This window comes from Nitrospira sp. Ecomares 2.1, assembly GCF_965152585.1.
Genome location: NZ_OZ224219.1, coordinates 4,404,735 through 4,424,600 on the forward strand (window position 1 = coordinate 4,404,735; position 19,866 = coordinate 4,424,600).

At 49.4% G+C, this 19,866-nt stretch carries 16 protein-coding genes; 7 read left to right on the forward strand and 9 right to left on the reverse strand.

Annotated elements, in window-relative coordinates; all coding sequences use genetic code 11:
• Window positions 1–298: 298 nt before the first annotated feature.
• The 6 genes from ACWHYD_RS19350 to ACWHYD_RS19375 form a co-directional block, all read right to left on the reverse strand.
• Window positions 299–1,276, reverse strand: coding sequence for a lipase family protein (locus ACWHYD_RS19350; protein ID WP_447963646.1), 978 nt, complete (start codon window positions 1,274–1,276; stop codon window positions 299–301).
• A 370-nt stretch (window positions 1,277–1,646) separates the two neighbouring features.
• Window positions 1,647–2,360, reverse strand: coding sequence for a hypothetical protein (locus tag ACWHYD_RS19355; protein ID WP_447963647.1), 714 nt, complete (start codon window positions 2,358–2,360; stop codon window positions 1,647–1,649).
• A gap of 39 nt (window positions 2,361–2,399) precedes the next feature.
• Window positions 2,400–2,807, reverse strand: a complete 408-nt coding sequence (locus tag ACWHYD_RS19360) for a DUF4168 domain-containing protein (RefSeq protein ID WP_447963648.1) — start codon at window positions 2,805–2,807, stop codon at window positions 2,400–2,402.
• A gap of 774 nt (window positions 2,808–3,581) precedes the next feature.
• Window positions 3,582–4,991: a nucleotide 5'-monophosphate nucleosidase PpnN gene (gene ppnN, locus ACWHYD_RS19365; RefSeq protein WP_447963649.1), complete on the reverse strand. Its 1,410-nt coding sequence runs from the start codon at window positions 4,989–4,991 to the stop codon at window positions 3,582–3,584.
• 469 nt (window positions 4,992–5,460) lie between these two features.
• A complete protein-coding gene (locus ACWHYD_RS19370) occupies window positions 5,461–6,222 on the reverse strand; it encodes a tetratricopeptide repeat protein (protein ID WP_447963650.1) in 762 nt (253 codons plus the stop codon).
• Between the two features lie 461 nt (window positions 6,223–6,683).
• Window positions 6,684–6,974, reverse strand: a complete 291-nt coding sequence (locus ACWHYD_RS19375; RefSeq protein ID WP_342349094.1) for an HU family DNA-binding protein — start codon at window positions 6,972–6,974, stop codon at window positions 6,684–6,686.
• A 334-nt stretch (window positions 6,975–7,308) separates the two neighbouring features.
• On the opposite strand from ACWHYD_RS19375, the gene ACWHYD_RS19380 reads away from it, so the two are divergent.
• Window positions 7,309–7,911, forward strand: a complete 603-nt coding sequence (locus ACWHYD_RS19380) for a hypothetical protein (protein ID WP_447963651.1) — start codon at window positions 7,309–7,311, stop codon at window positions 7,909–7,911.
• 13 nt (window positions 7,912–7,924) lie between these two features.
• Here ACWHYD_RS19380 and ACWHYD_RS19385 read toward each other — a convergent pair whose 3' ends face one another.
• Window positions 7,925–9,244, reverse strand: coding sequence for an amidohydrolase family protein (locus ACWHYD_RS19385; protein WP_447963652.1), 1,320 nt, complete (start codon window positions 9,242–9,244; stop codon window positions 7,925–7,927).
• Window positions 9,245–9,693: 449 nt separating this feature from the next.
• On the opposite strand from ACWHYD_RS19385, the gene gcvP reads away from it, so the two are divergent.
• From gcvP to ACWHYD_RS19410, 5 genes are all read left to right on the forward strand, one after another.
• Window positions 9,694–12,546, forward strand: coding sequence for an aminomethyl-transferring glycine dehydrogenase (gcvP, locus tag ACWHYD_RS19390; RefSeq protein WP_447963653.1), 2,853 nt, complete (start codon window positions 9,694–9,696; stop codon window positions 12,544–12,546).
• 68 nt (window positions 12,547–12,614) lie between these two features.
• Window positions 12,615–13,877 (forward strand): dicarboxylate/amino acid:cation symporter, encoded by a 1,263-nt coding sequence (locus tag ACWHYD_RS19395; RefSeq protein ID WP_447963654.1) that lies wholly within the window; start codon window positions 12,615–12,617, stop codon window positions 13,875–13,877.
• Window positions 13,878–14,125: 248 nt separating this feature from the next.
• Window positions 14,126–14,461, forward strand: coding sequence for a DUF6788 family protein (locus ACWHYD_RS19400; RefSeq protein ID WP_447963655.1), 336 nt, complete (start codon window positions 14,126–14,128; stop codon window positions 14,459–14,461).
• Between the two features lie 40 nt (window positions 14,462–14,501).
• Window positions 14,502–15,809, forward strand: a complete 1,308-nt coding sequence (locus tag ACWHYD_RS19405; protein WP_447965821.1) for an IS4 family transposase — start codon at window positions 14,502–14,504, stop codon at window positions 15,807–15,809.
• 417 nt (window positions 15,810–16,226) lie between these two features.
• The gene (locus tag ACWHYD_RS19410) at window positions 16,227–17,336 is read left to right on the forward strand and encodes an SEC-C domain-containing protein (RefSeq protein ID WP_447963656.1); all 1,110 of its coding nucleotides are present in this window, start codon (window positions 16,227–16,229) and stop codon (window positions 17,334–17,336) included.
• Between the two features lie 708 nt (window positions 17,337–18,044).
• Here the strand turns inward: ACWHYD_RS19410 and ACWHYD_RS19415 are convergent.
• Both ACWHYD_RS19415 and ACWHYD_RS19420 read right to left on the reverse strand, forming a co-directional pair.
• Window positions 18,045–18,971, reverse strand: coding sequence for a tellurite resistance TerB family protein (locus tag ACWHYD_RS19415; RefSeq protein WP_447963657.1), 927 nt, complete (start codon window positions 18,969–18,971; stop codon window positions 18,045–18,047).
• Between the two features lie 183 nt (window positions 18,972–19,154).
• Complete coding sequence (locus tag ACWHYD_RS19420; RefSeq protein ID WP_447965898.1) at window positions 19,155–19,562, reverse strand: CBS domain-containing protein; 408 nt, start codon at window positions 19,560–19,562, stop codon at window positions 19,155–19,157.
• A 60-nt stretch (window positions 19,563–19,622) separates the two neighbouring features.
• On the opposite strand from ACWHYD_RS19420, the gene ACWHYD_RS19425 reads away from it, so the two are divergent.
• Window positions 19,623–19,814, forward strand: a complete 192-nt coding sequence (locus ACWHYD_RS19425; RefSeq protein ID WP_447963658.1) for a hypothetical protein — start codon at window positions 19,623–19,625, stop codon at window positions 19,812–19,814.
• Window positions 19,815–19,866: the final 52 nt, after the last annotated feature.

Below are 19,866 nucleotides of genomic sequence, written 5' to 3' on the forward strand. Positions count from 1 at the left end.
CTTCAGCATTTTCAGCATTCTACGAGAAAGCCAACCCTTCCTGGCACAAAAGTGCAGTGGGGAAACACGTCAGAAATACCGTGTCCAAACCGGAATTTCCCATCGGCTTCCATGCTATTTTTCCCAGGATTTCCGGAACGGTCAGGCTGTTCCCGGCCCGATGGACGGATTTGGCCTCAGCTACCTGGCTTAGATACTGATTTGTCGTTGCGAAGAGAGGGGGATAAGGGTGGCTTCCCATGATGGAATGAAGTCACAGATACCGCATTCACATTGGAAACCTGGGGGAAATCTACTCCTAGACACCTTGGAGTTCCTGCTCATAACAATTCCAAATACGAAGGGCATAATACAGGGGAGCGTGATCATTGAAACAATCAATGGGTATGGCCCCAAAGTCTCCATTGGCCCATTGGTTCATCAACTGGCGAAGGAGTTGAACCTGCCCTCCCACACCATGTTGTAGCCTTTCCAACATGGAGGGGTTATCGAAAAGCATGCCAGCTTCATCGATGTATTTGAGGAGACCGACATGTTCATAGCGACCCCACTTCATCAGGTTCATCGCACTTGGACCCCAGAGTGGTATCCGAGCAACCACATCGTTATTGTTCACAAACCGATATCCACCCACATAGAAATCTCTGGCAAAACCCTCATCCCCTACCAGCGGAGATCCAAAGGTATAGAGCCCTTGCACATTCCCATAGCGGTCAGCAGCTAATGTTGCCAGAGCCGCGCCAAGGCTATGGCCGGTAAACCAAAATGTTCGAGTCGGCTTTTCCTCTTTCAATCCATCTAAATATGACTTGAGGGGTTCCCACACTTCGTCCAACGCCATTTTAAAGCCTTCATGCACAGACCCACCTTGACCAGATACGACTAAACGGAATTTCCCGTCCGTCCACAGATCTTTTACTACCTGACGCCAAATCTCACCAGGAAGTTTCCCTGCCACCGGCTTCGGCACCTGCGTGCCGCGAAAGGCCACTATCACAACATCCTGATTGTGAGCCACATAGCATTGGGTACTTCCACCACGGCTAAAGGGCTGATTGCCTTCCACGTTTAAGCCCACCTTTGAGTATTGAGGAATCGCAAATTCATTCTCGGCATATGCCAACAAGGCCGCCTCGGCCAACCACCAGGCATTCACCAGTTGAAACCTTCGAGCCTTAAACCGGAACGGATGCTGGCTGGCCTCGGCAAAATATTCATGATTGAAATTTGGAGGTAACACCACCTCTACAGTTGGATCAGGAATAATCTTTGGCATATATTTGAATTCCTTATGGACTGAACCTACATGGGATTAAAAACAGAACCATAGAATGATTCAGATGCCATTTACTTTTCCAAGGAAGGCATGAGGCATTGCTGGGGAAACTGTGCCAAAATGATCAAAAAAAATCTAGGGATGAAGCGGATAGGAACCTCGGATAGGAGAGATCGATCACAACGAGAAATTTTTATTAAACAAATGGCAAAGAACGCGGGAGATCACGGAAGAATTTAGTAACTTAACATTCTGTGGATCGAACGCAATCCTCCTCTCGCTTTGGAGAACGTCCACCAGAAATAGATTTGAGATCAGGATCGCCCTCAGGTCTCCACACTATTTTAACAGGCTATTATGAAGTTTTCTTTCATCCCCTGAACACTTCCTTCACGGAATAGCCTGAACCCTGAGATACCATTTTTCTTCCCAAGGGAAAATCAAATGTGCCAGTGGCTGAAATCTGGTCCCCTTCACTATTCTCGGTGACAAATTGAAATGTTCCGGTAATATTACTATTTCCTAAATCAGTACGTTCAGGAGCAAAATTTTCTAAAGTGATGGTTCCCACGGTATTGGTTTGGTAGGAAATGGATTCTCCTTTTTCCACCATTTCGACCTGCACATCAAAGTTTTCACCCACATTCAAAGGATTGGGCGTCACCAGGTCATAATCGCCAGGCTCTGCCTTATCAGGGATTCGGAAGATAAAAAGAAATTCTCTTTCCTCCGTCCCATCTGAATTAAGGTTCGCCACCAAAAAGTAACCGGGACGACTCCCGGTTACTGGATCTCGCTCTTTCGGGGGAAGGTACGTAGCGACACCAGCCCCGGATACTTCTCCATCAACAGAGCCGGATACGCTTGCAGTAAATCCCGACTGATTAGCCTTAGGCTCTTCGGAAGCGGTGTCAGTGGTTGCATTAGAACACCCACCGATGACAAGTAGTAGTAAAATTAAAATTGCTGCTCTTCCAACCACTTGCTCCATTACTGCCATCTGTTCCTCCCATATAAGTGGTCTCCCCTTCCCATCATTTAACCACATGAAAAAACGGTTTCCGTTTTTTAATAAAGATTCCATTCCTTCCATAAAGCGTGAGGGTGGGGATGAGTAATTCATTTACTGTGTTCGATTCAGTACCGTCATGAATTCTTCCTTGAGGGCCGGGTCATTTTGAATTGATTGAAAAATAGCATTGTAGTCCGAAATGGTCAGGCCATGATCCGTGACAGCCTGGCTCATCTTTTCGTTAGCCTCTTGTTGGAGAGATTCCGTTTTGCTTGGGTCATCTGCTTGCATAATTCGCTCTTTGTATGTCGAATGAATCTGGGAGATTTCCTTGTAAGCCCCAGCAAAAGGTTGGAGATTCGGCTCAATCAATTCTTTCTGCGCAGGTTGAGATTCAACTCCCTGTGACTGGGAATTAACATTTTGCGCATTCGCGACAGAAAGAAATCCCAATCCAAGGACACTCGGGACCACTAGCAGCACACCCAATTTCTGTAACCTCATTGCTATGGATTTCATACCATTTCTCCCTTTTTAAATTAAAATTAATATTCCTCAGCAAGCTGAGACCAAGGAAACCTACATGTTTTTTTCCGAAACGGCCACGGTGCAAACTCAAGCAATAAGTCCAGAAAATTTGAATCTCCTTTAGGATCGACATGGATAGAATCGGGCCAACGTAATCTTTTTCATGACGGTATTTTTCATCCCTATTTTACTTGTCACGCAAAAGCCAGGCCAAAATGTCCGCACAAGGCACAGAAGTACCAACCTACAGGGCATAACATAAGGCATAAGCGCAGAATCCGGCCCTAGGACTTCCTTTTCGCATATCCTGCTTTTTCCAGACATAGCGTAGGGAAGACCCTACGTATACGAACCATATGCCTACACTCTATTGAGAATAAACGAGGAAGACCTACATTTGAGATTGTATGTAATGGCATGAAGAGTCAATATCTTATCCATTGACTTCGTCTTTTTGCTTTTGTAGAGGGAGCACCTTTAATTTGATTCTTTAATTGGCAAGGGGAAATCCAAGGAAGAGTCTATACAGGTCAAAGGGAATACTAAGACCGGGGGACCATGCTCGATGCCTTGTTGCAAAAAATCACGTCTACAAGCGCCGGAATATTAAAAGGCAAGATTAAGCTGACAATTGCGAAAAACCATGAAGATGATGTTGGGTAGAATTCTACAATTTGGTATTTGCGGGAAAGCGGAAAGCCCAACTTCAATTAAAGAGATGGGGGGAGAGCGCTATTCTCGAAAACAAAAGATGCCATCCGAGGACTAGGCGATAATTTCATAACAAGGCTTGAAATTCTGTTGATCAATTTTCATCCGGTGTTGGTTAATGAAGGATTGCAGGAGTTCATCCATGAGTTTCATAATCGTTGAATCCCCGTGAATTTTAAATGGCCCATTTTTTTCAATGGCATTGAGCACTTGTGGCTTCACATGGCCGGCAACAATTCCTGAAAATGCCCGACGCAAATTCGCAGCCAACATATGAATCGGTTGGTCGGCATGGAGATTCAATTTCGCCATCGACTCATGTGTCGGCTCAAATGGTTTTTGAAATTCATGGTCGATGGTCAGGTGCCAGTTGAAATAGAAGGCGTCATGTGTCCGTTTTCGAAATTCCCGTACACGTTGTATGCCTGTCGTTATTTCATAGGCTCCACGCTGAGGATCATCAATGATGACTTGATACCGTTGCGCCGCATGAAGTCCGAGTGTCTGCTTGATAAAGGTATCAATGGTTTCAAAATAGCTGGCACTGCCTTGGGGGCCCGTAAAAATAAGCGGGAAGGGCACCTCATTATTGTCAGGATGTAGTAGAACACCGAGGAGATAGAGAATTTCCTCCAAAGTCCCCGCACCGCCGGGAAACACGACAAACCCATGGCCAACACGAACAAACGCTTCAAGACGTTTTTCAATATCCGGCATAATCACCAATTCATTTACAATGGGATTCGGAGCTTCAGCCGTAATGATACCCGGCTCCGTGACGCCCAAATATCGACCATTTTTAATACGTTGTTTCGCGTGAGCGATCGTTGCTCCTTTCATCGGTCCCTTCATAGCCCCTGGACCACAACCCGTGCAAATATCCATGGAACGTAAACCGAGTTGATGCCCGACTTCTTTCGTGTAGCGATATTCGACCTCGCTGATTGAATGGCCTCCCCAGCACACCACCAAATGTGGATCCTCCACCGAATGAATGATTTCCGCATTTCGTAGGATATGGAAAATCGCGTTGGTGATCCCATTGGAGGTGGTTAAATCGAATTTTTTATTGTGGTGTATTTCGTTATGGACATAAATAATGTCTCGTAGCACCGAAAAGAGATGCTCTTTAATTCCTTGAATAATTTCCCCATCCACAAACGCGCTGGCAGGGGCATTGATGAGTTCAAGCTTCACTCCGCGATCCCTTTGCTCCAAGGCAATGTCGAAGTCTGCATAGCGGGCAAAAAATGCTTTCGTGTCGTCCGTATCATTCCCACTCGTTAGAACCGCCAGGGCACTGCTTCTGAACAGTTCATGCAAGCCGCCCTCACTGGTTTCCCTGAGCTTCTCAACTTCGTGCTGCGACAGCATATGCATAGCCGTATCGGGGGTGATGCTCACACTCACGCCCTGCCCTGAGGATGTTCGCTTCGACGTTATGTACTCTCGATTGTTTTCCATTCTTACGCCCTAGCTCCTAGTCAAATGAGAGCCCTTTGTGTGTGAACGGGGCCAAATACTGGCCCCCAGGAGGAGGTCAATTTATCACACCGACCTGTTCAGGCTCTATGGTCGGTGTCAGAACACGCCCTAATGCACAAATGGAATGGGAACACATCCGGCAAAATATACGGTGCTACGATTACGTAAAGAAGCTGGTTCTGCCCTTGAGGCACGGGCTCATGGCCTGGAAATTCTGGACCGAACTTTACGGCCCAACCTAACGCCAAGGATTTCGCCGGAGCCGCGTCCAGAGTTGAAAAAAGTCAGGATAGTGCTGGCAGGATTCTAAGTTCAATTGGAAAACCAGAACAAATAATTTTCACTCCTTTATGGGGTGATGACCTCTCATTACAGACTCGTGAAAAGCTTGGAAATTTCCGCAAAACAAATTCCACCAGCATGAAGACTATTATTCAGGAAAGTCCACTTAGGAATCACGCAAACAGGCTAATCGTTGACGATCATCTTCATATTGTGGAAGACGATAGGTCAGATCGATTTGCACCACACGCTCCAGACAGCGAAGTGCTGAGATGGTATCTTTTCGCTCCAGATAGACGTCAGCCAATAGACGCAAGGCCCCTGCCTCTCCCGTGGTATTTCCTAGCTTGATGAAATGTTCAGTCGCATTATTGAGACAGGCCTCGGCCCGTTCAAGGTGGCCCAGGTGAAGAAAGGTTTTCCCAAGTTGCCCATAGGTAGTAGCCAAGCCGTCTTCATTCCCCACTTTGCGATGGTAGTCTAAAGCCCTGTGAAAGGCTTGAATGGCAGGTTCGGACTGATGTAAATGCAATTCCTGCAGGGCCAGATTGCTATATAAAATACCCAACGCCCGGTCATGGCCTAAAGGGGTTAAATAGTCAATAGCTTCCAAATAAAATGCGTGCGCCGTTTCCGGCTCTCCCCTGTCGGCTTTAAGGCTTCCTAAATTCACCAGTGTTTCCCCGATAGCATGCGCTTCTTGCAAGGTTCGTTGAATTTCCAGAACTTCTCGATAACAGGCCTCGGCTTGCTCATAGCGTTCTAACAAGGCGCTGACATTTCCCAGATTACCCAATGCATCTGACAAGGCCTTGGGAGATCCCAATTGCCTTGCCTCCTCGGTAGCCTGTTCATAGCACTCATGCGCTTTTGAAAGATTCCCACGATGCAGAAAAATTTCGCCGAGATGCGAAGCAGCGCTGGCCATGATGTTAAAGAAAATCCCGTGACAATTGTTCAGTTCTCAGACAAAATTCGGTAAAACATCCATCCGACAACGACTCACTTTGCTTGCTCCTGCCGTAAGCCTATACCCGGAGCCACACCTTGGCAAGAATGCACTTTTTCTCTGACAAAGAGCTGGAAGGTATCACCGGATCGAGGAGTAGCAACATTCTATGGCCTGAATACCATCTTGATCATGAAAATCCCAGATGTAAGCTTTTGGGAGAAGGGCAGTTGCGACATTCAGCCTGAAAGGTGTCCCATCCCCTTTGAGTCTTTATAGAGCCCATTCAGCCTCATAAAACAACAGCCGAGTCCAGATGTCTGGACTCGGCTGTTGAAGGACATTCTAATGGGAAAGGTGTGGCCTTCCCCTACATTCATTTAAACCAACCGGCTTAGAGAGGGAAAAGCCGACAGGATAATTCCTTGGGAAGTGTACAGTTACTTTTTAACCCCCAAGATCGCATCTTTTGCCGCTTTGGCCACTCGGAATTTCACTACCCGCTTGGCTGGGATTTTAATCGCGGCTCCAGTTTGGGGATTTCTGCCCATTCTGGCTTTTCGGTGCGCAAGTACGAGCTTGCCAACACCAGGTACTACAAACGCATTTTTGGCTTCTTTATAAGCCAAAGCCGCAAAATCATCAAGAATTTGCGTCGCAATTTTCTTGGTGACATCCGCTTTTTTAGCCAGGTGATCGGCAATCTGGGACTTTGTCATGGCCTTTCCCATACACATTTCCTCCTCAATTGAATTGTTTAGTAAGAGACACCATTTGTTGATTCTAAAATTCCAAGGAAGGATTGCCTTGTCTGTCATTTTGGAGAAAGAGTTTAACGCAGGAACACCTTTCCCCTCTGTCACAACGGCGCCAGAGTCTACCGAATGGCTCAAAAACTGTCAACAAAAAACAAGCCCAGTGCGGGGAATATTCTTTTACCATAATTTTTCAAATGATTCTTCTGCCTTGCTGCCTCGGCTTTTACCACGGTAAAGTAGCGAGAATACACATTTTACCTATTTTAGTCATACGTGCAATTGGCACAACACTCACGAGGCATTGATCATGGCAAAAGAGTTACCTGTTCTCCCCTCCCCCAAACAATCAGAAACTCCCGAAAAGGAAGAACTGACGTATTCACGGGTGTTTTGCACGCGGGAAGATAGCCCACCCCTGAAGTTGCTTTTAGACTTTCTCAAATCCAAGAATCAGGTTCCGCTGATTCCCAAAATGGATCCGGCCGCCCTTGAGGATTGGGATTGGGTTCATATATCCCTCGGTTATAGCCGTGAGAGGAAACCCATTCAATTATTTTGCGTGCGCAACCGTGGCACCTATCAGGACGTGTTTGAAGGAGAAAAAACCTCTTTTTTCAATCGTATAACTGTCTTTGATGATGTCGAAGCTGAAATTGCCCGAGAATGTATTTCAACAGCTCGCTTCATCGCCACCACCCAAATGGTGAAAAAAGATATGACTGATGAGGGCTATGATTTTAACGGCTGGATTCTGGAATTTTTTCAGGAAAACTGCAATGGCATTGTGCAAATCGACGGACAGGGGTTTTATTCCCCGAAGGGCGATCTCATCGTGGATATGGAAGAAGTCGCTGAAACAGGCGATGATATTGCCCCTACACCCAAAACAGATACACAACCATTGTCCTAATAATCATTGTACTTCAATTCTGTGCTGGAGTAGCGCTTGATCCGAGGGCCAAGTCCACGCAGCCCGAAAATGTACGTTGCCTCATACCCGGAAGTCCATTCCGATAGGCCCATCCATCTTTCAACACCTCCAGGAGGGCTCCATTTTCAAAGCGTGACGGGTCCTCAACCACATCCTCCCGGCACACCAGAATGTCAGCGCGTTTCCCCTCTACGAGTCTTCCCGTATCAGTTTGTCCAAGTTGATCTGCCGCCAACCCCGTTGCTCCAAACCATGCCGCCAGAGGCGGTATGCCCTCTGCAATCAATGCCACCAATTCCATGTAATTCCGGCCATGCATATCGGGCAATACCGGATCAGTGCCAGCCAACAGTTTGAGCCCGCTGGCTTGCGCAGATTTGACTGCCTGGGCATGGCTCTCGGCCACCTGTCGAACTTTGCTGCGGATGAAGTCATTAAATCCCTCTGACTGAACCAATCTCTGTCCCACCCAGGCAGTCGGAGTCACCACACACCCTTTCGCATACGCGAGTTCGGCAAGATCCTCATTCATAAATGAAATATGTTGGATATCGTTCACTCCAGCTTGAATAGCCAACTTGATGCCATTATAACTATGGGCATGGGCCGCCACATACATCCCACGCCCAGCCGCTTCATCACAAATCGCTTCCACTTCCTCAAGAGTAAAATCTCGATGTTCTAAATGGTCGGAAGGAGAGACCACACCCGGACTGGCACAAATTTTCACAAGATCACCCCCGCAGGCGGCAATCTCCCTGACCCGCTTTCGACATTCCCACGGTCCATCGACGATACTGGACGGACGACCGGGACCAGCGGGCCACAGACGGGAAAGCGCCCCACAGCAACGATCCGGCCCTCGAAAATCCGCATGCCCTCCGGTGGTGGAGAGCATACAAATAGCCAACTTGAGACGTGGACCCAACATCACCCCCTGATCCACAAGCCGCTTCAGGACAGAGGTGGCTCCACCCACATCCCGCAAAGTCGTCACGCCTCCCTGAACTAATGTGCGATATAAGATACGTTCAGCCCAAAACGGAGCCTCCGGGGAATTCATTCGGTCCAGTTCAGCATTTCCCACTCCCCAAAGGGTCACATGCCCATGACAGTCGATAAGTCCAGGGGTGACGGTAAAGGACGCGCAGTCGATCCGCTGAACATTAGATCCTTGCGGACGAGTAGGGTTATGTGGAGAAACCGTCTTGATGGTTCCCTCATCAATCCACACATCTACCCGTTCGTGAATAGACTCAGTTGTTGCGGATGTCCCATCATAGAGTTTGTGAATATTTGAGAGAACAATCATGATATTCCTCTCTTCAAGATATAAATGTTCTGACTCCCCCCGATTTCTCTACCGTATATACGTCCAAATCCGCAACATAAGCGATAAGGCTCATTTCTGTAAAAATCTTCCCGACAAGCATGGAATGTTTACCGTCCTCCCTCTGAGCACAACTCAACCTGACCGCGTTCATTTTTTAACATCTGGTAATTAACCACATTGACAGTATTAGTCGGCATGTAAATTTTGCGGAATCATCATAAACATGATAATCTTCGAAGATACTGCCTCATCTCCTTTCTCTATTCATGAAAGACGCATTTGTCAGCTATGTTTTCTTCCGAGTACCGCTCGAAGTATTTCACCATTGATTCCGGACAAAAACCCGTTATTTTCTCAACAGGGTTAACGCAACAACCTTCCCAACTGCTTGAGGGTTATCCTTCAACATCAAAGAGGTATAGTCAGGCATGACCACGTTCGCCCACCGCCATATCGGATCCAGTGAGAGCCAAATCCAGGAAATGTTAGGAGCACTGGGGCTGTCTTCCCTCGATGCCCTTGTGCAAGCCACGGTTCCGCAGGACATTCGCCTAACCCAGTCCTTGAATTTGCCAAGGGCACAATCTGAGGAAGAGGTACTTTCAGAACTCCGCCACCTGAGCGCACGGAATCAGATCTATCGATCTTTTCTCGGCATGGGCTATTACGATTGTCTGACCCCTCCGGTGATTGGACGGAACATTCTGGAAAACCCCGCATGGTATACCCAATACACGCCCTATCAAGCGGAAATTGCCCAGGGACGATTGGAGGCGTTGCTCAATTTCCAAACAATGGTCGCCGATCTAACCGCACTTCCTCTGGCGAATGCTTCCCTCTTAGACGAAGCCACGGCGGCGGCGGAAGCCATGAGTATGTGTCGTGCGCTCAGCACCCTGCATGGACAGACTTTTTTCGTCGCGGATGATTGTCATCCGCAAATCATTAGCGTCTTGCAGACTCGAGCCCGGCCATTGAATATCTCAATTACCGTGGGAAATCCAGACACATTAAATTTTTCAAACGATGAGACCTTCGGAATTCTCCTCTCCTATCCATCCACTGACGGTACGCTCCGCTCTTATGAAGCCTTGGTCAACCAGGCACATGAATCCGGTGCACTCGTCGTGGTCAGTACCGATCTCCTTGCCCTGACCCTCTTGGTGCCCCCGGGTGAATGGGGAGCGGATATTGCGGTGGGGTCGTCGCAACGATTTGGAGTTCCGCTTGGCTATGGCGGTCCCCACGCGGCATTTCTGGCAACAAAAGAGGCCTTTAAACGACACATCCCAGGCCGGATGGTGGGAGTCTCCAAGGACGCCCACGGTCAAAAGGCGTATCGCCTGGCCCTCCAAACCCGAGAACAACATATCCGGCGCGATCGAGCGACGAGTAATATTTGTACCGCTCAGGTGCTGCTGGCCAATATTGCCGGCATGTATGCGGTCTACCATGGCCCGGAAGGATTAAAGAGCATTGCTAACAAAGTTCATCACCTCACTACGCTCACAGCCGAAGGTCTTCGTCGCTTGGGATGTCAACTCCACTCCAATGATTTCTTTGATACCCTACGGGTTCGGTGTCCTCACCTGAGCCAGGCAAAAATAATCAAAAATGGTCAGCAGAAATTCATCAATCTTCGGCAATATGCCGACGGGTCCTTTGGCATCGCGTTGGATGAAGCGACCACCATCACAGATGTGAGTCAGCTACTGACCCTCTTTACCGACAAGGAGTCACTTCCCTTCTCCTTATCCGATCTGGCGGATCAGCTCGGTTCATCCATCCCAACGACCTTTAAGCGACAGTCTCCCTTTCTCACCCATCCTGTTTTTCATGATTATCATTCCGAGCACGAATTGCTCAGATATATGTATCGACTACAATCCAAAGACCTCTCACTCGTCCATTCCATGATTCCATTGGGATCATGCACGATGAAACTCAATGCGACGGCGGAGATGGTTCCTGTGACATGGCCGGAATTCAGTCGGCTACACCCTTTTGCCCCCAGCGATCAGGCGCAAGGGTATCAGTCGCTGTTTCAGCAATTGGAAACATGGCTCGCCGAGATCACCGGGTTTGAGGCTGTTTCACTTCAACCCAACGCCGGTTCTCAAGGGGAATATGCCGGATTGATGGTCATTCGGGCCTATCAAGAGGAGCGGGGGCAAGAACAACGGAATATTTGTCTCATTCCGGTATCGGCTCACGGGACCAACCCTGCGAGTGCCGTTATCGCCGGATTGAAGGTCGTTCCTGTCGCCTGTGATAACCATGGAAACATCGACCTTCATGATTTGGAAGCAAAGTCTGCCCAATACCATGACACCTTGGCCTGCTTAATGGTGACATACCCATCGACCCATGGCGTGTTTGAAGAAAGCATTCGCAAGATCTGTGAAATTGTCCATGCTCATGAAGGTCAGGTGTATTTGGATGGCGCTAATATGAACGCCATGGTCGGCCTGGTCCGCCCGGGGGCGATTGGCGCCGATGTGTGCCATCTCAATCTGCATAAAACTTTTTGCATTCCACACGGTGGAGGAGGTCCAGGGATGGGCCCCATTGCCGTGGCACCTCACTTGGCCCCCTTTCTACCAGGTCATCCCTTGGGGCAAGTGGGAGGATCAAAAGGCATCGGGCCCATCGCCGCTGCTCCATATGGCAGCCCGAATATTCTTCCTATCTCGTGGGTCTTCATCAAACTCATGGGCAGTGAGGGACTGACAAAAGCCACGCAAGTGGCCATCTTAAATGCCAACTATATGGCCAGCCGATTGATTAAATATTATCCTGTGCTTTTTACCGGGAAAAACGGCATGGCGGCTCACGAATTTATCTTAGACCTGCGACCTTTCAAAAAATCCGCAGAGGTAGAAGTCGAAGATGTGGCCAAACGGCTCATGGACTTTGGATTCCATGCTCCCACGATTTCGTGGCCGGTCCCCGGAACCCTGATGATCGAGCCGACTGAAAGTGAATCCAAGGCGGAGTTAGACCGGTATTGCGATGCGCTCATCCTGATCCGCCAGGAAATTGCCGAAATTGAAGCAGGTCGCCTTCCTCGGGACAATAATCCTTTAAAGCATGCGCCTCATACTATTGAAACCATCGCTCAATCCGACTGGCCGCACCCCTATACCCGTGAAACCGCGGCATTTCCAGCCCCCTGGTTACGGCAGCATAAATTTTGGCCATCCGTATCCAGAATCGATAACGTCTATGGAGATAGAAATTTGGTCTGTACCTGTCCACCCATGGAATCCTATCCTTCCTAATTCACTGGTTTGCCATACGAGAACTCCATTCATTCTCTCTCCTTAATCACTACCCAGGCCTAGTCATTTTGAAGACCACAGGCGGCCCCCACAATCTGCTGATCGGGATGCTGCTTGGGATTCTCACTGGTATCCTTTTGGGAGGATTTGTTCCTTCCTTTGGACTGGGCATCCAATTCCTGGGTGATCTATTTCTTCAGGCGTTATTTGCTCTTGTCGTGCCATTGGTAGTGAGTTCCATGATTGTGGGAATCGCCAGTTTGGGTGATGTTCGACAATTGGGACCTCTCGGGATTCGAACCGTGCTGTTCTTCATGACCACCACGGGCCTGGCCGTCTTGGTCGGATTGATCCTGGTGATTGTTCTTCATCCCGGGGTGCCACTCGAGCAACTACCCAACGGAACCGCCCCGGCTCCGCCATCGGAAGTTTCCTTACAGATGAACGACCAACCGACCTCCCTGGTCGAGCTGTTCAAAACTATTCTGACCAGCTTAGTGCCAAAAAACCTGTTTGCCGCTATGGCGGAAACGCAAATTTTACCGTTGATTGTCTTCGCATTAATTTTTGGTGGCGTCCTTACCACCATCGGAGAAAAAGGCATCCTGGTCATTCGCTTATTCGAAGGAATAAACGATGCCATGATGGCCATCGTCCATCTACTGATGTGGGTGGCACCGGTGGGAATCGGAGCCTTGATTGCGGGGCGATTGGGAGAGGCAGGTGGATTTTCAGGTTTTTGGCCCCAGCTCTCCAGCCTGGGCACCTATGTCGCTACGGTACTTATCGCCCTCGGCATTCATGGGTTCTTAATCCTTCCCTTGGCATTACGAATATTGGGAAAGCAATCGGTTCCTTCCTATGCGAAAGCGATGACCACGCCGCTCATGACCGCCTTCTCGACCAGTTCGAGTTCGGCCACTCTCCCTTTGACGATGGAAAGTCTGATCGAAGAAGCCGGGGTGTCCCGACGTGTGGTAAGTTTTGTGGTCCCACTGGGCGCCACGATCAACATGAATGGGACCGCCCTCTATGAAGCGGTCGCAGCCATGTTTATCGCACAGACCTATGGCATCGAGTTGGGATTGGGTGAAACGCTTATCGTCCTGATCACCGCGACACTCTCCGCCATTGGCGCAGCTGGAATCCCGGAAGCGGGTCTGGTCACCATGGTCATCGTCCTGAAAGCCGTGGATCTGCCCATTGAAGGGATTTCACTGATTTTGGTGGTGGACTGGTTTCTGGATCGCTGCCGAACCGCCGTGAATGTCTGGGGAGATGCCGTCGGGGCCGCAGTTGTTGATCGCTGGGAATCTGGCACTAAACCATAATTTCTTCTCTTCCCCCCAAGCCTTTTTTTCAATTCTGCAACTACCAAAGAGCAATGCTCACCTCTATAGATAATGGTAAATTTTGCTCCATTTTTCCCGGTTGACGCATGCCGGGTTTCGGCCCATAGCTGTTAAGCTAAGCCAAAGATGTTCCTTGTTCCTCCGCTTGCCTTGCGCTTTTTTTGTGCTATATTACCGATAGCATTATAGAGCTATCGGGTTTAATGAGAAACTAAGAGGAGGCACCGATGACGCGAGAAGAGCAGACCCTGCAACGGATTCAACGGCAGCTGGCCACCTTGGGCCCGGTTTTGCCGGGGAGCCTGAGTGAGCAGTGGAATGTGTGCGGGACACCGGGCTGCCGGTGCAAAGCTCCCTCCAATCCCAAGAAGCATGGGCCCTACTATCAGCTCAGTTTTACTGTGGCGGGCAAGAGCTCCACGCTCTTCGTCCAGAAGGAGGACCTGGGCGAGGTACGGCGGCGACTCAAGCGCTATCAGCGCTTTAAGGTGTTAACCACGGCCTGGGTCCAGGCGTGTCTCGGCCTGGCTCGCAGCCAGGGCTTCAGGGGGGCGTCAGCATGAGGGGGCTGCCGAAGTTGTTTGCGGGGTTAAAAAAAACGAGATCACTCGACTGGCCAAACACACGGGATTTCAGCAACGCCACGGGCGGCTCACGCCCTATGACTTTCTCGTCCTGCTGACGCTGGGCCAACTGGGGATGATGCATCCGTCCTTGGAGGGGATGGTCGCGGCGCTCTCCTCGCGCATCAGTCGCGAAGCCTTACATCAACGCTTTACGGCCTCAGCGGCCGTCTTTCTCCGCCACTGTCTGCACACCGTGCTTCGACACAAACTGCAGCCGGTGCCGATCCGCACGAACCTGCTCCAGCCGTTTGCTCGCGTCCTGCTCGTGGATAGCTCGAGTTGGGATGTCAGCGAGCAACTGGGCGCGATCTTCCCCGGCTCGGGGGGCAACGCCTCCACCGCCAATTGCAAGCTTCAAACGGCGTATGACTATAAGCAGGGCGAACTGACCTTTCTGGCGGACACCGCCGGTACCGTGCCGGATAATCGCTACACCGACCACCTGCCCGCTCTGGTCAACACGACCGACCTGGTGCTCTTCGATCAGGGCTACTTCAAGCTGGCGACCGTCAACGCCATGATGAGGAAAGGCGCCTTCTTTCTGACGCGCTTGTTCCTCGACACCACGGTGCACGATGGCCAGACGGGCGAGCCGCTTGACCTCGGCCAGGTCTTACGGGCCGCCCCGGGGACGACGGAGGAACGCCTGGTGTGCCTGGGGCAGGGCAAGAATCAAACGCGCGCCTGTCGGCTGGTCTGCCTGCGCGTGACCGCCCAGGTGGCCCAGGCCCGACGCCGGCGGTTCAAGGCCCACGCCCGCCGACAAGGCCGGACCGGCAGTCCACGGCATGTGGCCATGTGCGACTGGACGCTCTTGATCACCAATGTGCCGGAGCCCTGGGTGCCCTTGGACATGGTCCGGGCCTTGTATACGCTCCGGTGGCAGATCGAGTTGCTGTTCAAACAATTTAAATCCATTCTGCGTGTGCATCAGTCGGCCACCGGCAATGTTCATCGCTTGCGATGCGAGCTTTACGGCAAATTGATTGCCGCGGTGTGGGTGCAGCGGCTGCATGCGGTCGCCAACACCGCCCGGTGGAATACCTCACGCCAAGAGATCAGCCTGGCGAAGCTCTACAAGCGGCTCCAGGAACGCGCGTTTCTCCTCGCGCAATTCGTCATGTGGTCGGAGGCCCACGCCATGGGCTATCTGTCCCAAGAGCTTGAGTCGCTGCTCAGGCACTGTCGAAAACATCGACAGCGCTCACGGATGAGCACGCTGGACATGCTCGAAGTGGGCTTCGATCCGAAACTCTACAGAGGGCAAGGGCAAGGCTTAGCTTAACACCTATGGGTTTCGGCCCGGCAGCCGATTCACTTTTTTGTTTTGGCAAAAGGACCCAAAACCATTGACGCCCAGTCAGGCCAAATCAGATGGGACGGACGCCAGAGGGAGAGCGGACCAACTCGCTGCGCTCAAACAAGGCCCGCAAGATGAGCAAGAGCGTCCGCCCCTAAGGCCTGACTGAAGGCGTCAAACTTTTGGAAGAGGGAGTAAACTAAGGATGTATGACCCGGATGCGTCGGCCTGATGAGCAAGAGCAAAGAAAGGGCTTCGCTTGAAGAGCACGTGAGAACTAAAACCGCAGTAAACGGCCTATCGGGACTCAAGGCATAAGTTATGATATACCCTCATTATTTTACCTCCAATTCAACCATAGAGAATGCTATCTGCGATTTGACATAGAGGAATCTAAAGAAAATGGACAATGCTCCCTGCTGGTGTGGTTCAGGAAAAACTTTCCAGGAATGCCACATCGATAGAATTCAAGATTTCCCCCTTCCGCCTGGGAAAATCAATGACGTCCTGAGGAAAATTTATACCAAAAAAGTTTGCCTCCACCCGGAAGCATCAAAAGAACAATGTACTAAGATTATTCAAGCTCATACTATTCAAAGACGTGGAGCAATAGAGAGGATTACCTCATCCGATAATCACGTTCTCAGTTTTTATCCGCCAGAGAAAGATCAACACAATAAATTAAAATTACATCGTGTTGGTTGGAAAAAAGCCTCAACCTTTCGAGGTTTTTGTAGCCATCACGACAACTCCCTTTTCTCAAATCTTGAAGATGAGGGATTTATTGGTACAGATAAGCAGTGCTTTCTTGTCGGGTATAGAGCTCTTTGCCATGCACTCTACCAAAAAATCACAGTAAAGGATTCAGTGCCCTTTCTGAAAAGTTCTTTGGATAAGGGAAGAATTCTTTATGAGCAATTCTTTATACAGGATCTTATAGCAACAAGTAATGAAGGCTTAAGTAAAGGCCTTGAAGACTTGACGCCAATCAAGCAGGAATATGACAAGGCCATTATGGAAAACTCTTACAATTCGATCCATCAGGTTGTCATTGACTTTAAGGGAACCCTGGCATTCACAAGCACAGGAGTGATCCATGTGGAATTTGATGTTAATGGCAAATTATTACAGGACCTTTTGTCGGCCCCTGTTCCAGCCCAAACATTTTCAATTAGTATTGTATCTACGGAACAAGGAGGAGTATTTATTGCAACCTGGCCAAGGCGCTTTTCCAAATGTAAGGATTTCTTTAGAGCACTTCTCGCTATCGACAAACAGAACATTCCAAGTATTCTTCTTGAATTTATTTTTGCCTATGTTGAAAATACTTTTTTTTCAGAAACTTGGTGGAATTCCCTAACGCATTTTCAGAGGGATCACTTGAACGAACTGGCTGGGCTATTGGTTCCATATGGCAAACTACAAGCATGGACAGGGAATAGGTACCTGGATTGGGAAATCACGGAAATAAATTCAACTTTTTCTTCCAACTCTGAAAATCAATCAACCTGACCTAATCCCTTCCCAATATACCAAGAGCTAAACTATCCAAAATTTGTATATAGAAATAGCCTAATTCCTGACAGAAACACTTGGAGACAAGTGTTGGATTGATCTATTAACATTTTTTATTTCGGTCAGCCGTTGAGAGGAATCACTTACGGCTCCCCGCCACGCCCATTCAACATTGTCCGTCTCCCCCCTCACCCTTCCCTCTCCCCCAAATGGGCGAGGGGCAAAAGAAAGTTGGTCTGTGGCAAGACCAAGTCGTACAGCTGACATTGGAGTCAAGACGCGCGTAGCTTAAATGTTCCGAACCCCTTCAACTGCATCCATTCTCCCCAATATCCGACGCCTGCCGTTCCGGCCCTCGGGTCGGACGCTCTAATCAACTGGCGGGCCTTGTTTGAGCGTAGCGAGTTGGTCCGCTCTTCAATCCTGCGTCCGACCCTCCAATATGGCCGGACGGGGCGTCACTGGTTTTGGCCACTTTTGCCGAAACAAAAGTGGCTCGGCTGCCGGGACGAAACCCGGCATCACCAATAATCGAATGGACATTATGGTTGTGAAAACACAAGAGGGATTCCCGATGAAAACCGTCGGGAATGACAACGTAGGGAATATGGGTTTGGGCGCTTTAGCCGGAGCTAGGACTTCGCCTTTTGGAACGCCACAAGTAAATCAGCCTCGGTTGCCCGACCTAAGAACACCCCCAAAGACCTAGAGTCCCTTGCGATCTTCTCGCGGAATAGCCAACTTGGCATCAAGAAAATCCTGGTGACTGAGGTCCATGCCCTTGGCAATAATTCGAATTTCCTCAATTTCCTCAAACGAGGTCTGTTCGGCCGCATTGGCCACTTCAAATAAACAATGGAGAAACTCTTTCCGTTCAATTCTCGTCGTTAACTCCTTAAAACGTTTCACCAATCGGACACTATCCAGCCCTCGAAAAATCCGGTGATGACTGATTTCCGCCACCAGTTGGGCCTGTTCGTCTGTTAATGCCCAGTGACGTTTGAGTACGGCACCCATGACCGTGGTTTCTACTGAATCCACCACATGATCAACCCCGGCCACTCGTGCCATCAATCCCGCCGCAAGACACAGCTTGCGAATCTCAGCATCAGGAAGATCAAAGGTAATGCCCCGGTCTCGTAATTCCATCGTGACCTGGAAATATATGGTGTTCTTAATGAAATCTTCCAATCGACTTTCACGATCATGCTCTTCGGTATAGTGCTGCCCCCGCAGATTCAGGATTTGACGAAATGGTCGTCGAAGATGTTCTAAAAACCCACTACTGCCCTTCTCAAGATCAGCCCTAAGCTGTTGGACCACTTCTGTTTGTTGATCCCCTCCTGATGGATCAGAGGACACGAGCTTCCCAAGTGTCGCCAAAGCCAGGGCTTTATCCTCTGCCGATCCCATACGTCCTAGGACACGATTCAGGAGACGTTGTCGTTCTTCCTCGCTCACTGGAGAAACCATATACAGTTCCAATTCCATCCATTCCTCTCCGGAAATATCCGGCAATTGAAACAACAGTTCTTTTAACCCGTTCACTTCGGTGGGTGACAGTGTCCCGTCAGCCCATGCGGCACCGATCAACAGTTTGCCAAGTTCAAGAATAAAGCTTTTATCGACCATTCCTGTCCTTCCTTTCAGCATGACGTGGCATACCTGTAATTCCCAGGCTTGCCTGCCTTGTCAATAACATTCAAAATGATGCGGAAAATTCTAGGGGCAGTATACCGAAGGTGGAATGTCTAAAAAACCCGGCAAGGCAGAAACAAGCGGCATGCCCCGAAACTGTAACCGGCATGAAAATACTTATGAAACATCCGTAAATCCATCGAAATTCAGAACGGCCCTCAACACATCCTTCCAAGTCACTATCCCCAGAACCTCTCCATTCTTGGTGGTGACCGGGAGGCAAGAGACCCCTCGACCTAACATCAGTTGAGCCGCTTCCTGCAAAGAACAGGATGAACAAACCGTCACCGGATGATGCGACATAATTTGATGAGCACGTTTATTGAGAGTCGCTCGATCCCGAGTGGTTTCCGACATCGTGCCGACAAACGGGCTGACGGCTTTCAACATATCCCGGTCGGAAATGATTCCCACTAGCTGTTGGTTATCAACGACCAGTAGATGATGAAATCGGACTTTCTTGAAAATATCTCGAACCACCTCAAGTGAATCATCCATTTCAATGGTGACGACTCTGGTCGCCATAATTCTACCGATCACCTGGGCTCTCGTCTCTGACTCCACCTTAGGAGGTCCTCATGTTATATGATGACTGAAGTCATTCCTTTCCACATACCTTTCCCGTCATCTGCTGTGACCGTCAACCCTCCTATTCGGCATCCTGGAATTAAAAGTTTACAGGGGTTTGGTCATACTTCATTCTATCAACAGTACCAGGAGAAGGGCCGGCAGTCATGTGGAAAGCTCTTCTATCTGCAGGATTCCACAGAGCAGTAACGGTAAAATCACGGTCCAGGACTGTTAACTTGCCACCCACATTTCAGCAATC

Excerpts from the sequence above, each read along its gene's own strand:
- ACWHYD_RS19350 (WP_447963646.1), bottom strand. The coding sequence starts at position 1,276 with ATGCCAAAGATTATTCCTGATCCAACTGTAGAGGTGGTGTTACCTCCA.
- ACWHYD_RS19355 (WP_447963647.1), bottom strand. The coding sequence starts at position 2,360 with ATGGAATCTTTATTAAAAAACGGAAACCGTTTTTTCATGTGGTTAAAT.
- ACWHYD_RS19360 (WP_447963648.1), bottom strand. The coding sequence starts at position 2,807 with ATGAAATCCATAGCAATGAGGTTACAGAAATTGGGTGTGCTGCTAGTG.
- ppnN (WP_447963649.1), bottom strand. The coding sequence starts at position 4,991 with ATGGAAAACAATCGAGAGTACATAACGTCGAAGCGAACATCCTCAGGG.
- ACWHYD_RS19370 (WP_447963650.1), bottom strand. The coding sequence starts at position 6,222 with ATGGCCAGCGCTGCTTCGCATCTCGGCGAAATTTTTCTGCATCGTGGG.
- ACWHYD_RS19375 (WP_342349094.1), bottom strand. The coding sequence starts at position 6,974 with ATGGGAAAGGCCATGACAAAGTCCCAGATTGCCGATCACCTGGCTAAA.
- ACWHYD_RS19380 (WP_447963651.1), top strand. The coding sequence starts at position 7,309 with ATGGCAAAAGAGTTACCTGTTCTCCCCTCCCCCAAACAATCAGAAACT.
- ACWHYD_RS19385 (WP_447963652.1), bottom strand. The coding sequence starts at position 9,244 with ATGATTGTTCTCTCAAATATTCACAAACTCTATGATGGGACATCCGCA.
- gcvP (WP_447963653.1), top strand. The coding sequence starts at position 9,694 with ATGACCACGTTCGCCCACCGCCATATCGGATCCAGTGAGAGCCAAATC.
- ACWHYD_RS19400 (WP_447963655.1), top strand. The coding sequence starts at position 14,126 with ATGACGCGAGAAGAGCAGACCCTGCAACGGATTCAACGGCAGCTGGCC.
- ACWHYD_RS19410 (WP_447963656.1), top strand. The coding sequence starts at position 16,227 with ATGGACAATGCTCCCTGCTGGTGTGGTTCAGGAAAAACTTTCCAGGAA.
- ACWHYD_RS19415 (WP_447963657.1), bottom strand. The coding sequence starts at position 18,971 with ATGGTCGATAAAAGCTTTATTCTTGAACTTGGCAAACTGTTGATCGGT.
- ACWHYD_RS19420 (WP_447965898.1), bottom strand. The coding sequence starts at position 19,562 with ATGGCGACCAGAGTCGTCACCATTGAAATGGATGATTCACTTGAGGTG.
- ACWHYD_RS19425 (WP_447963658.1), top strand. The coding sequence starts at position 19,623 with ATGATGACTGAAGTCATTCCTTTCCACATACCTTTCCCGTCATCTGCT.